This is a genomic window from Bacillus sp. 1NLA3E (genome assembly GCF_000242895.2).
In the GTDB taxonomy this organism is placed as follows: Bacteria; Bacillota; Bacilli; order Bacillales; family Cytobacillaceae; genus Bacillus_BU.
Window position 1 is genome coordinate 818,419 of the sequence record NC_021171.1, and the last position, 13,237, is coordinate 831,655.

Here is a 13,237-nt window from a genome sequence, read left to right on the forward strand (position 1 = left end):
CCTTACGCATTTTTCATGATAATGGTTTCAAGTGTATTGGCTACAGCTTGGCAATAATCAGCAATATCTTCAAGGGTTTCATATATTTCTTTATATTGAATAATGCGGATAGGATCTTTTTCAGTGGCAAATAGATGCTTAATCGATTGGCGTAGAATCCCATCACAGGTTGATTCATAATCTTTAATTTTGATGGCATGGTCTCTAATATTAAGCAGTTTTTTTGTTGAAAGCAATTCAACTGCTTGATCGATTTCAATGGCAGCATTACGGATCGCATCGACAAATTTAATCATGAAGTTGTCAGCTTCAGTTATGGAATACATTTCAAACAATGCAGCACATCCTTCAATTCCGTCAAGGACATCATCCATGCTCATCGCTAAATGTAAAATATCTTCTCGCTCAATTGGTGTAATAAAGGCATTATTTAAATCAACTGTTACCTCATGAATGAAAGAATCTCCTTTTGTTTCATACTCCTTCATTTTTTCTGCGAAAATTTTTAAATCACTAACGTTTTTAAGCTTATAGTCAGCGAAAAAATCGGCGCTTTCTTTTAAATTTGCAGAAATATTACATAAAATAATAGCGAACTTATCTTTCTTTTTAAAAACCATGGTTGTACCCCCAATTAATTTTGCTAATATAAAAATATCCTAACCGAATTATTGTAGCTGAAAATTGTCGAAAAAGAAAAGGGTATGTAAACAAAATTTACAAAATCTTAATATTAGACTGTTTTGTAAAGAAATTATTAAGAAACTACCTACTAAAAGGAATGTAAGTTTAACGTTCCCAAAGGAGTTTAAAAGTATGAGCAAAACTAATGATAGCGTTTCTTTACTTTATAGGCCTATTAAGCCTTTTCAATAAACAAATGAGACTAGACCAAATCAAGAGTCACCTCGAAATGGGGACTCTTGAATCGGTTAGCCTTTTTTAAATACCCGGAAATATTGGTGGGTCATCTAAAAATGGTGCTAAGACTTCAATTGGTTCTCCAGTAAAGGGATGAATAAATGTAAGGTTAACTGCATGGAGAGCCGGTCTTAAGAAAATAGGATTTCCTCCATACAATGTATCACCCGTGATCGGGTGCCCGATATCACTAAGATGAACACGAATTTGATGTGTTCTTCCAGTATCTAAATCACATTGGATCAGGGAATAGTTCTTATTTTGAAAGGTATTGAGTACTTTGTAATGGGTAACCGCTTTTTGCCCAGTAGGTGATACCCTTCTTTTGGTTGGATGGTGCCGGTCTCTACCAATCGGTGCATCAATCGTTCCTTGCTTTTTCTTCATGATCCCATCAGTTAGAGCTAAATATGTCCGCTTAATTTTCCGTTCTTCTAATAATTTATCTAGTATGGCTCCTATAAAAGAATACTTGGCAAATAGAACAGCACCTGTAGTATTTTGGTCAAGACGGTGGATATGGAGGACTTTTCTAAACTCCCCCTTTGCTTGAAGATAATAAGCTACTGCGTTTGCGAGTGTATCCTTTTGGGTAGGCTCATTAGGGTGTGTGTCCATACCGCCAGGCTTGTTGACTACAAGGAGATGATCATCCTCATATAGAATATTAATATCAAAGTAAGTCGGGATCACTCCAAAAACCTGTTCATTAAAAAATTGAATCTGAATTCGATCTCCTATTTTGAGGTTCTGATGCCAGTTTGCTTGCGTTCCATTTATGAGGACAGCCTTTTCAGTCCGAAGTTGATGAATTTGCTTTTTAGGCCCTTGCCAGATATCTCGAAGGATGTAATCTATTGTGTACCCATTCCATTCGGAAGGTGTCATGATTTCCATCCATTCCCCTTTACGTTGAATGTTCATTGGTTAAACCTCCTTGTTAATGCTTTACTTTACCTAAACTGTGGTTATAATTACCACGCTATATCGTTTTCGAAATGTGCTATTCTTATGGTATCTGTTTAACAAGAATATATGGTTTGTTAAAGGTGGTTTTTTTGTGAAAATTATTTTTGCTTCGACTCCTGGGCAGGAAGAAAAGGTAATGGAGCTTGTTCAAGATATGTATTCAGTTATCTTTCCACGATACTTTTCTGATGATGAGATCAAGCGGTTTGAGCAAAATAAAGTACTCCAGCCAGTTCAAAGTAACTTCGCAGGATTTGATACTTTAAGGGATGCGTATAAGGTCATCACTTGTTTACAAACAATTATTTCTATTTTAGAAATGATTGAGCCTCAAATCGAGTATAAATGCATTTTTGACAAAAATGCTAGCATGTTAACTGAAATGGGGATGTATTTTCCGTTTGAATATAATCAATTTAAAAATCTCCGATTCATGAGAGAAGACATGTTAAGTATTTATAGTAGTGCTGCTAATCAATATTTAATATAACGGAAACAATAAGAGGCTGACAATGTCAGCCTCTATTTTATCGTATTTTCATTAAACCATGCCTTAAAGGCTTCTTTTTCATTATATCCAACAATTCTGGCTGTTTCTTTTCCATTTTTAAACTGAACAATCGTGGGTGTTCCTTCGATATTATAATCGTCCCAGCCTTGCTCATATTCAAGTACATTATATTGTAGTAGTTGTATACCCATTTCTTTTGCTAAAGGTACCACAATCGGAGCTGTCTTTTGGCAGTGGGTACATTCAGGACTATAGAAATACACGGTTGCATTTTCTTTATTAGCTATTTTTTTTTGTAAATCTTCCGGCAAAATTAAATTTGGATTGTTAGATGTTTCATTCGTTTGATCCCCTGTAATGGCACTTAGCTGTTCCTTTGTTGAAGTATTATCGGCTGATTTTTCCTTATTTTTCATATTAGTGTAAAAAGAAGCACCAGCAAATATAACAATAACTCCGATTAGAAAAATAATGACCTTTTTCAAATTCAATCTCTCCCCCTTATTTGTCTCCAAATTTGCATACTACAAATAAAAATAATGACAAACGCAACAAGAGCTAGAAGCGGAATAGTCACAAATCCAAACCAATTGATATAATCTCCTGTACATGGTATTCTTCCGCAGGTAACTGCATGGTCAGCCATGAAAGGGACCTTTTGGAGTGAGTAATGGTATAAGGAAATACAAGCACCAATGGCTGATAGTATCATAGAGTAAAAAGATATACGATCATCCTTTCTAATGACCGCAATGCCTAAAATAATCACCATTGGGTACATGAGAATTCTTTGATACCAACAAAGCTTACACGGCTCAAATTTGAGAATCTCTGAAAAATAAAGACTGCCAAACATCGCGATAACGGATGCTGCCCATGCTATAAATAACAGTGATTCACGCTGTTTTTTTTCATCCTTTGCCATTTCATTTGCTCCCATCATTATCAATTACAAATGAATTATAGGGTGATTTTGGATGAAATGTAAAATATATTGTCTTGAATTCAAACATTTTTTTACTTTGGAGCCATAAATTTGGAAAAACTATTTATGTAGATACTGTTGTTTCACAATCGAAAGGTTAAGTATAATGAATATTAGGGACTATTTTCATAAGTTGTCATAATTACTCGGAAGCCTTTTAAAGGAGTAAGATAGAAAATAGCGAAATTTATAAGTGTAATACATATATTGGAGGTTACGAAATATGGATTGGAAAGTAAAAGCGGAAAATTGGTTGCAATTTGAACAATTGGACCAAGAACTGAGAGCTCAACTAGAGGCATTACAGGGAAATGAACAGAACCTCGAAGACGCCTTTTATAAAGATCTAGAGTTTGGAACAGGTGGAATGCGAGGAGTTATTGGTGCTGGTACAAACCGAATGAACCTTTATACTGTCCGAAAAGCTTCTGCAGGTTTGGCAGCATACATCGAATTAAATGGACTTGAAGCAAAAAATCGTGGTGTTGTTATTGCTTATGATTCCCGTCATAAATCTCCAGAGTTTGCGATGGAGGCTGCAAAAACCCTAGCCACTCGTGGCATTAAAACATATGTGTTTACCGAATTAAGACCAACCCCAGAGTTATCTTTTGCGGTAAGGTATTTAAATGCATTTGCTGGAATTGTTGTAACAGCTAGTCATAATCCGCCTGAATATAACGGCTACAAGGTGTACGGTCCAGATGGGGGACAGCTTCCTCCACATAGTGCAGATGAAGTGATTGCAAAGGTTAATGAAATAGAGAATGAACTGACAATTGAAGTTGCGGATGAGCAAAATCTGAAAGAAAAGGGCTTAATTGTCCTAATTGATGAGGAAATTGATCAAGCGTATTTAGAAAAGCTAGTGACGATTTCTGAAAATCCTAGAGTTGCTCAGGAATCAGATGTAAAAATCGTTTTCACTCCTTTACACGGTACCGCAAATAAGCCTGCTCGACGTGCTTTAGCTGCCATGAATTTTAAAAATGTTACAGTGGTTAAAGAACAGGAACTTCCTGACCCAGAATTTTCCACAGTGAAAAGCCCAAACCCTGAAGAGCATGCAGCGTTTGAACTTGCGATTAAAGAAGGAGAGAAAATTGGAGCAGATCTTTTGATCGCGACAGATCCAGATGCCGATCGTCTCGGAATCGCTGTTAAAAATAATCAGGGTAATTATATTGTTTTAACAGGTAATCAAACTGGTTCACTTTTGCTTCATTATATTCTTTCACAGAAACAGGAAAAAGGAATCCTCCCAGCTAACGGCGTGGTCCTAAAAACAATCGTGACCTCAGAACTAGGCAAAACCATTGCGGCTTCTTTTGGAATCGATACCATTGATGTTCTTACCGGGTTTAAATTTATTGCTGAAAAAATCAATGAATACGAAACAACTAAGGAATATCAGTTCTTGTTTGGATATGAGGAGAGTTATGGTTATTTAATTAGTGATTTCGCCCGAGATAAGGATGCGATTCAAGCTGTTCTTCTTGCAGCAGAAGTTTGTGCTTTTTATAAACAACAGGGAATGTCCCTTTATGAGGCGCTCATTTCTTTATTTGAAAAGTATGGGTTTTATCAAGAAGGCTTACGTTCGTTAACATTAAAAGGAAAAGAAGGAACCGAGCGTATCCAACAAACATTGGCTGCTTTCCGTTCAAATCCTCTTAAAAATTTGGGGGACCTTAAGGTGTCAATTTCTGAAGATTATTTACTGAGCGTTAGACAAAAGTCTGATGGGAGCACTGAAACGATTCAGCTTCCAAAATCAAATGTAATTAAATATCATTTTGAAGATGGTTCTTGGGTATGTTTGCGCCCGTCAGGAACGGAACCAAAAATTAAGTTTTATTTTGGGGTAAATGATAAAACGCTTGAAGCAAGTACCAAAAAACTTAAAGCAGTTGAACAAAAATTTATGGATCTCGTTGAGAAAAAAATGGACGAAACGATAGGGCGCTAGGATTAACTGCTTAAATAATGAACACGGCATCGAATCGATGCCGTGTTTTTTTAGTGGTCCTCAAGTTAAACTGTGGCAGGTGTTTTCAATACCAATGCTGTAGCTGTTTCATTGGCGTGATCAATATATCTTAGCAAAGTGTGTAATGATTTTTCGATAGCGTTATAATCATGTTCAAAATGATAAGCGTGTAAAAAATGCTCAATTTTTTTGGCAAGGAATTGGTCCTTTGTTCTCACCATCAAAATCAATAAATTATCCCATTGCGATCGGTGCGTATAGTATAACGCGCGGTCATAATCCACTTTATTCAAATGTCTCTCCTCCTTATTAGGAGTTGATTATAGTTTATGGAGATTTCCGCAGATATTCCGCAGTAAATGTTGGTGTTGTTGGAACATATGATTTTCTCTGCATAAATGGAAGTAATCGTGGGATTTTAAATAAAAAAGGGGTAATTATGATAAAAAAGTACTTATTATTTTTCTTAGGATGGTTAATGTTTAATAATCCGGCGAGCGGTGTTGCCGAAGTGGTTCATTCTAATACTGTTTATACATATGAAAAGTTAAGCGCAGATTTACAAAAATTAAATCAGATATACCCACAGGAGGTTTCTATCAAAAAAATAGGAATGTCCCATTTTGGGCGTAATGTTTGGGGAGTGAGGCTTGGAAAAGGGGAAAAAAATATTTTAATGATTGGTGCCCATCATGGCCGTGAATGGTTAACCTCCTCATTGTTGATGGTAATGCTCGAACAATACGCGAAGGCTTATCACAGTGGAGAACAATATGGCCCTTTTACGACAAGGATTTTTGATGAAATTTCAATTTGGTTTGTGCCAATGCTAAATCCTGATGGTGTTACCATTCAACAACAGGGCTTGCAGGCACTTGACGTGGGAAGTAGTGATAAGTTATTTGAAATGAACGGCTATTCCCCTGATTTCTCAAAATGGAAAGCAAATGGTTTGGGTGTGGATCTAAATAGGCAATATCCTGAAGGTTGGAATCATCTCAAGAATATGACACCAATTCCTTGGTATGAATTATATAAAGGAAGAATATCTCAGCAGGAAAGTGAAGTAAGGGCGATAACAGAGTTCACAAAACAATTGAACCCGTTAATAGCTGTTTCGTATCACTCGTCAGGACGAGAAATTTTCTGGAAATATAAAAATGGAGATTATTTGAGGCGAGACAAGTTACTGGCGGAAAAGGTTTCGTTGTTGACAGGATATTCACTAGGAACCCCTTTAAAAAATGCGATTGGGGGAGGTTTTACCGATTGGTTTATTACCAATTTCCATCGGCCAGGAATGACATTAGAGATCAGTCCACTTGTAGGAGAGACGAACCCACCCTTGTCGGTTTTTTCAGAGGAATGGAAACGAAATGAATTAGTTGGGATTTTACTGGCTAATGAAGCTGTGAATATGAAGAATCAATAATCGGAGTTCCATACTTCCTGCTTTTTAAAAGAGTGATTGTAAAACAAGCTCATTATTCCTCTTTTTCCTTCATATATTGTTATAAGGAGAAGAAGGGGGAGAGATGTGTGGACAAAGCAGAACGTAAGGCATTGGAATATGCGATTGGGGAAATAACCGAAATTGCCAAAGGATTTGGCTTGGATTATTACCCAATGCGATATGAAATTTGCCCTTCAGATATTATTTATACATTTGGTGCCTATGGCATGCCGACGAGGTTTTCCCATTGGAGCTTTGGAAAACAATTTAATAAAATGAAGCTTCATTATGATTTTGGTTTATCTAAAATCTATGAGCTTGTCATCAATTCGGATCCCTGCTACGCCTTTTTGCTTGATTCAAACTCTTTAATTCAAAATAAATTGATTGTGGCTCATGTTCTTGCCCATTGTGATTTTTTCAAAAATAATATTCGGTTTCAAAATACAAAGCGCGATATGGTGGAAAGTATGGCTGCAACAGCGGATAGAGTCCGTCAATACGAGATTTTATATGGTAAGGATGAAGTGGAAACGTTTTTAGATGCAGTCCTTGCCATCGAGGAGCATATTGATCCATCGCTCATGCGCCCTAAGCTTGCTTGGTCGGAAGATGAGGATTACGAAGAAAGTGAAGATAAACCGCGAGCAAGTCAATATGATGATCTTTGGAATTTAGATAGTAAAGGTCAAAAAAGGCAGGACCAGCCAAATAAGAAAAAGAAATTCCCCCCACGTCCAGAAAAGGATTTGCTTTTGTTTATTGAAAGTTATAGTAGAGAACTAACGGATTGGCAGCGTGATATTCTGACGATGATGCGTGAGGAAATGCTTTATTTCTGGCCTCAGCTAGAAACAAAAATTATGAATGAAGGCTGGGCATCATTCTGGCATCAACGTATCCTAAGAGAAATGGATTTAACACCTGGTGAAGCGATTGAATTTGCTAAGCTTAATGCTGGTGTGGTACAGCCATCTCGCACAGGAATCAACCCATATTATTTGGGCTTAAAAATATTAGAGGATATCGAAGAACGCTATGACAATCCAGATGAAGAGATGAAAAAGCACGGTGTTAAACCAGGGTCAGGGCGGGAGAAATTGTTCGAGGTAAGGGAAATCGAGTCAGATATTTCTTTTCTTCGTAATTATTTAACAAAGGATCTTGTGCTGCGTGAGGATATGTATTTGTTCCAGAAGCAAGGAAAGGATTATAAAATTGTTGATAAACAATGGGAAGGTGTACGAGATCAGCTTGTTAATATGCGAGTGAACGGAGGTTTCCCTTATCTGACGGTAAATGATGGGGACTATTCCAAAAATGGTGAGCTTTATATAAAACATTGGTTTGAGGGGATTGAACTAGATGTGAAATACTTAGAGAAGGTGTTACCGTATATTCACCAGCTTTGGGGCAGAACAGTTCATATGGAGACAATGATCGAAGGTAGAACGATGATGTATTCTTATGATGGTAAGGGGATTCATCGGAAATATATATGATGATTGGAGAAGAGTGGCCCGAATTGATGGGTCACTCTTTTCGTTTTTTTTTCTAAATATTGCGAAGTTCGATTGACAATAAAACAGGTTTTTCAATATTATATAATCAAATAGGTATTTGAATGTTAAATAGAGAAGTGGGAGTCAAAGTGAAACTTCACAGTCTGTCACTTGTAATGGGAGAGAAAAAAATGTCACATCATCATTCGCACGATCATCACCATGGACATAGTCATAGTCATAGTCATAGTCATAGTCATAGTCATAGTCCAGCTAATTATGGATTTGCTTTTGGTTTTGGTATTTTTCTGAACACTATTTTTATTATTATCGAAGTGATCTATGGTTTATTGGGGGATTCTTTAGCTTTGCTTGCTGATGCAGGTCATAATATTAGCGATGTTCTTGGTTTAGTTATTGCTTGGATTGCGGTTTGGCTTGGGAAAAAGGCACCATCAGAAAAGCGAACATATGGATATAAAAGAAGCTCTATTTTGGCAGCATTATTTAATGCAGTATTTTTACTGGTAGCGATTGGTGGTATTGCCTGGGAAGCGATTCATCGATTTTCTTCCGCACAACCAGTAGCAGGGAAAACGGTCATTATTGTCGCACTTGTGGGCATTTTGATTAATACCATAACAGCTTTATTGTTTATGTCAGGAAGTAAGCATGATTTGAATATTCGGGGAGCCTTTTTACACATGGCAGCCGATGCCTTAGTTTCACTTGGTGTTGTAATAGCTGGATTTGTCATCATATGGACAGGATGGCTGTGGTTAGACCCGCTAGTCAGCTTGTTGATTTCAATTGTCATTTTCTTAGGAACATGGGGATTATTAAAGGAGTCACTAAATTTATCAATGGATGCGGTACCGGCAGGAATTGAAGTAAATACGATTAAGGATTATTTATCTAAAATACCAACAGTTGAAGAAGTCCACGACCTCCATGTTTGGGGAATGAGCACGACAGAAGCTGTGTTAACTGTTCATTTAGTTCGATCCGAGATAGATGATAATGATGTCATGCTTCAAAAATTGACGAAGGAATTACATGATCAGTTCGGGATTGAACATGCTACGATTCAAATTGAAAAAGGTACATTCAATTGTTCGCTACAACCAGAAGATAGAATATAAACAAAGATAGAGTGTCCATATGATCACTCAGCTAAATACCAATTTTTAATGAGATTGTCTAAATGTTGCAGTTTGGTTGACATTCAAATGGATATTTGAATATTATATAATCAAACGAGTATTTGAATGTTAAATGGGGTGGCTTATTTGTTTGAGAATGATGTTTGTGAAGTAACATGTGTAGATCAAACGAAAGTAAATCGGGTGCGTGCGGCACTTCAAGGGCATAATACCATTGATGTCGCAAAGATATTTAAAGCACTCTCTGATGACACAAGAATCAAAATTACCTACGCATTGTCAATCGAACCTGAGCTTTGTGTATGTGATGTGGCAAATATTGTAGGCTCATCAGTTGCAACTGCTTCTCACCACCTCCGCCACCTCCGAAAGCTTGGAATTGCCAAATACCGTAAAGAGGGGAAACTCGTCTTTTATTCGATTGATGATGAGCATGTAAGGCAATTGATCCAAGTTACCTTTTCTCACCAAAAGGAGGTGGAGGAACGTGTCTGAAACAACTGCGCAACAACAGAATAAAACAGTGTATCGTGTGCAAGGCTTTTCTTGAGCAAGCTGTGCTGCAAAGTTCGAAAAGAACGTAAAACACCTGGATGGTGTTGAAGATGCAATTGTCAACTTTGGCGCTGCCAAGCTTACGGTTTATGGGAATCCCACAATTGAAGAGCTGGAACAGGCTGGAGCTTTTGAAAATATAAAAATTAGTCCAGAAAATACGGTTCTACCAGAGCAAAGAAAAGAACCGTTCATTAAAGCTTATTCGAAAATTTTTACCTCCATCGTATTGATTGCGATTGGTTACATTTCTCAAGTAATAAGTGGGGAAGATAGCACTCAAACCATCTTAGCCTTTTTAATAGCAATTCTACTGGGTGGCTATCCTTTATTTAAGACAGGTTTTCAAAACCTTATCCGCCTCGAGTTTGATATGCGGTCCCTAATGACAATTGCCATTATTGGAGCGGTGATTATCGGGGAATGGAGTGAAGGAGCTATCGTGGTCATCCTGTTTGCAATCAGTGAGGCACTAGAACGATATTCAATGGACAAAGCCCGGGCTTCGATTCGCTCATTAATGGATATTGCTCCGAAAGAAGCTCTAGTTCGTCGCAATGGGAAGGAATTTCTCATAAACGTTGCTGAAATGAACATAGGCGATATCATGATTATAAAACCCGGACAGAAAATAGCGATGGATGGGACTGTAATGATGGGACTCTCTACGGTTAATCAAGCCGCAATAACCGGTGAATCCGTCCCTGTTTCAAAAACAGTTGATGATGAAGTATTCGCTGGTACGTTAAATGAAGAAGGCCTACTTGAAGTCCAGGTTACAAAACATGTTGAGGACACCACAATTGCTAAGATTATTCATCTTGTCGAGGAAGCTCAAGCAGAACGTGCACCCTCACAGGCATTTGTTGATAAATTTGCTAAATACTATACGCCTACTATCATGTTGGTAGCACTATGTGTGGCAGTATTGCCTCCGTTACTGTTTGGTGCAGATTGGGAAAAGTGGATTTACCAAGGATTATCAGCGTTAGTCGTTGGTTGTCCGTGTGCATTAGTGATTTCAACTCCTGTTTCAATTGTGACTGCGATTGGAAACGCAGCACGGAACGGAGTATTAATTAAGGGTGGGATATATTTAGAAGTGCTAGGGGCAATTAAAGCCGTTGCATTTGATAAGACAGGAACATTAACTAAAGGTCACCCGATTGTGACCGATTTTATGTCCTATAATAATCTTGATAAGAATACTTTATTATCCTTAATTGCCGCACTAGAATACAGTTCTCAACATCCACTTGCCTCAGCAATTTTGAAAAAAGCCGAACAGCAATCTGTCTTTTATCAAGATATCCAAGTTGATGAGTTCACCTCGCTAACAGGGAAAGGGGTCAGGGGGATAATAAAGGGAACTTCCTATTATGTTGGGAGCCCTAAGTTATTTGAGGAATTGTTTGAGGATGGGATAAAGGGAAGTATTAGAACTGAAATTAGCTCCCTCCAAGATCAAGGGAAAACTGTAATGATTCTTGGAAATGAGTCTCAAGTATTGGCGATTATCGCTGTTGCTGATGAAGTGAGAGAAACAAGTCACGAGATTATTCAGAAGTTACATTTTCTCGGTATCAAAAAAACGCTCATGCTTACAGGTGACAACGAAGGAACAGCAAAGGCGGTGGGAGCCTTGGTTGGAGTTACAGATATCCAAGCTGAATTGCTCCCTCAGGATAAGCTAACGATGATCAAAAAACTTCGGGCTGAGTATGGAAATGTAGCAATGGTTGGGGACGGCATTAACGATGCACCTGCCCTTGCCGCCGCGTCGGTCGGAGTTGCGATGGGTGGAGCGGGAACAGATACCGCTCTAGAAACGGCTGACATTGCCTTAATGGGTGATGATTTAAGCAAACTACCGTTTACAATTAAACTCAGCAGAAAGGCTTTAATGATCATTAAACAGAATATTACCTTCTCGTTAGCTGTTAAAATTTTAGCACTGTTATTAGTTGTCCCAGGCTGGCTTACGCTGTGGATTGCCATTTTTGCAGACATGGGGGCAACCCTATTGGTAACCTTAAACGGCCTACGTTTATTAAATGTAAAAAAATAAGGCTGTTTTCGTAAACTTTGTTGCTATTTAAGAGAAGTGTGGTTGATTTCCGCTCTAGGATGCTCGCTTTCCGCGGGACGGGCGGTGAGCCTCCTCGGCGCTTAGGCGCCTGTGGGGTCTCACCTGTCCCGCTGCTCCCGCAGGAGTCTCGCACCTTCCGCTCCAATCAACTTCTTTATCAACGGTTTGCTTTTCACAAACCCTATTTAAAAAACAACAATCTTTTAGAAAAGAGCCAAAAATAAACACGGAAGGGGAGCAAATTTGCTCCTCTTTAGATTGTCGAAAAAAGTTATTTTCTCAATTCGACCGATTTCAAGCGAAAAAACTATTCTAATATTATTTTTAATTTTTATTATTGAATTTTAACCTATTTTTAATCATTCAGAAGTTGCAGTAATAAAATTCCACCTGTAAACTGAACTTATTAGGTTTTTTATTAAAAATTAAATCAACGGGTGATGTAATGACGGATTTTGTTTTATCGATTTTAGTAGCATTAACAGATTTAGGCTATTTTGGAATAGCCCTTGGCTTAATGATTGAAATTATTCCAAGTGAAATTGTGCTTGGTTATGGAGGATATTTAATTTCTTTAGGGAAAATATCCTTTGTTGGAGCGGTGATTGCAGGTTCCATTGGTGGGACGATAGCACAACTATTTTTATACTGGATAGGCTATTACGGTGGGCGACCATTTCTAGAAAAGTACGGAAAATATATTTTGATTCATAAAAAGCATATTGATTTAGCTGAAGAATGGTTTAAAAAATATGGTACTGGGGTTATTTTTTCAGCACGATTTATCCCCGTTGTCCGGCATGCTATTTCGATTCCTGCGGGTATTGCCAAAATGTCACCGGTTAAATTTACTGTGTATACACTAGCAGCGATCATTCCTTGGACCATTTTATTTTTGTATTTGGGAACAGTCTTGGGTAAAAACTGGGCAGATATAAAAGGGTTCGCACAGCCATATATTGTTCCAGCTATTATAGGGGCGCTCATTATAGGGATTATCTATTATTTAGTTAAAAGAAGGGGAAACACAAACCCTGATTCTCTGTAGAAGTATTGAAAACTAAAACCGTTAATAGAAGAGTGATGTAAATCTCATCCT

General features: G+C 37.7%; 13 protein-coding genes. 8 read left to right on the plus strand and 5 right to left on the minus strand.

The window, feature by feature from the left end; genetic code table 11:
- Positions 1-2: 2 nt before the first annotated feature.
- Together B1NLA3E_RS04065 and B1NLA3E_RS04070 are read right to left on the minus strand one after the other, a co-directional pair.
- Positions 3-620, minus strand: coding sequence for a DUF47 domain-containing protein (locus tag B1NLA3E_RS04065; protein ID WP_015592570.1), 618 nt, complete (start codon positions 618-620; stop codon positions 3-5).
- Between the two features lie 322 nt (positions 621-942).
- Positions 943-1,845 (minus strand): RluA family pseudouridine synthase, encoded by a 903-nt coding sequence (locus B1NLA3E_RS04070; RefSeq protein WP_015592571.1) that lies wholly within the window; start codon positions 1,843-1,845, stop codon positions 943-945.
- Positions 1,846-1,981: 136 nt separating this feature from the next.
- On the opposite strand from B1NLA3E_RS04070, the gene B1NLA3E_RS04075 reads away from it, so the two are divergent.
- A complete protein-coding gene (locus B1NLA3E_RS04075; RefSeq protein WP_041580286.1) occupies positions 1,982-2,380 on the plus strand; it encodes a YhcU family protein in 399 nt (132 codons plus the stop codon).
- 32 nt (positions 2,381-2,412) lie between these two features.
- On the opposite strand, the gene B1NLA3E_RS04080 is transcribed toward B1NLA3E_RS04075, so the two are convergent.
- The gene (locus B1NLA3E_RS04080; RefSeq protein ID WP_041580897.1) at positions 2,413-2,886 is read right to left on the minus strand and encodes a thioredoxin family protein; all 474 of its coding nucleotides are present in this window, start codon (positions 2,884-2,886) and stop codon (positions 2,413-2,415) included.
- Between the two features lie 2 nt (positions 2,887-2,888).
- Entirely contained in the window at positions 2,889-3,326 is a 438-nt protein-coding gene (locus B1NLA3E_RS04085; protein WP_015592574.1) for a disulfide oxidoreductase, read from the minus strand.
- A gap of 283 nt (positions 3,327-3,609) precedes the next feature.
- On the opposite strand from B1NLA3E_RS04085, the gene B1NLA3E_RS04090 reads away from it, so the two are divergent.
- Positions 3,610-5,355: a phospho-sugar mutase gene (locus tag B1NLA3E_RS04090; protein WP_015592575.1), complete on the plus strand. Its 1,746-nt coding sequence runs from the start codon at positions 3,610-3,612 to the stop codon at positions 5,353-5,355.
- Positions 5,356-5,420: 65 nt separating this feature from the next.
- On the opposite strand, the gene B1NLA3E_RS04095 is transcribed toward B1NLA3E_RS04090, so the two are convergent.
- Positions 5,421-5,669: a YhdB family protein gene (locus B1NLA3E_RS04095; protein ID WP_015592576.1), complete on the minus strand. Its 249-nt coding sequence runs from the start codon at positions 5,667-5,669 to the stop codon at positions 5,421-5,423.
- A 146-nt stretch (positions 5,670-5,815) separates the two neighbouring features.
- Here B1NLA3E_RS04095 and B1NLA3E_RS04100 point away from each other — a divergent pair, with 146 nt between their 5' ends.
- The 6 genes from B1NLA3E_RS04100 (at position 5,816) to B1NLA3E_RS04125 (ending at position 13,186) form a co-directional block, all read left to right on the plus strand.
- Complete coding sequence (locus B1NLA3E_RS04100; RefSeq protein WP_015592577.1) at positions 5,816-6,808, plus strand: M14 family zinc carboxypeptidase; 993 nt, start codon at positions 5,816-5,818, stop codon at positions 6,806-6,808.
- Between the two features lie 107 nt (positions 6,809-6,915).
- Positions 6,916-8,331 (plus strand): SpoVR family protein, encoded by a 1,416-nt coding sequence (locus tag B1NLA3E_RS04105; RefSeq protein WP_041580287.1) that lies wholly within the window; start codon positions 6,916-6,918, stop codon positions 8,329-8,331.
- 191 nt (positions 8,332-8,522) lie between these two features.
- Entirely contained in the window at positions 8,523-9,473 is a 951-nt protein-coding gene (locus B1NLA3E_RS04110; RefSeq protein ID WP_041580288.1) for a cation diffusion facilitator family transporter, read from the plus strand.
- A 126-nt stretch (positions 9,474-9,599) separates the two neighbouring features.
- Positions 9,600-9,989, plus strand: coding sequence for an ArsR/SmtB family transcription factor (locus B1NLA3E_RS04115; protein ID WP_015592580.1), 390 nt, complete (start codon positions 9,600-9,602; stop codon positions 9,987-9,989).
- Positions 9,982-12,117: a heavy metal translocating P-type ATPase gene (locus B1NLA3E_RS04120; protein WP_083935048.1), complete on the plus strand. Its 2,136-nt coding sequence runs from the start codon at positions 9,982-9,984 to the stop codon at positions 12,115-12,117. The genes B1NLA3E_RS04115 and B1NLA3E_RS04120 overlap by 8 nt, the downstream gene beginning before the upstream one ends.
- A 466-nt stretch (positions 12,118-12,583) precedes the next feature.
- Entirely contained in the window at positions 12,584-13,186 is a 603-nt protein-coding gene (locus B1NLA3E_RS04125; protein ID WP_015592582.1) for a DedA family protein, read from the plus strand.
- Positions 13,187-13,237 lie beyond the last annotated feature (51 nt).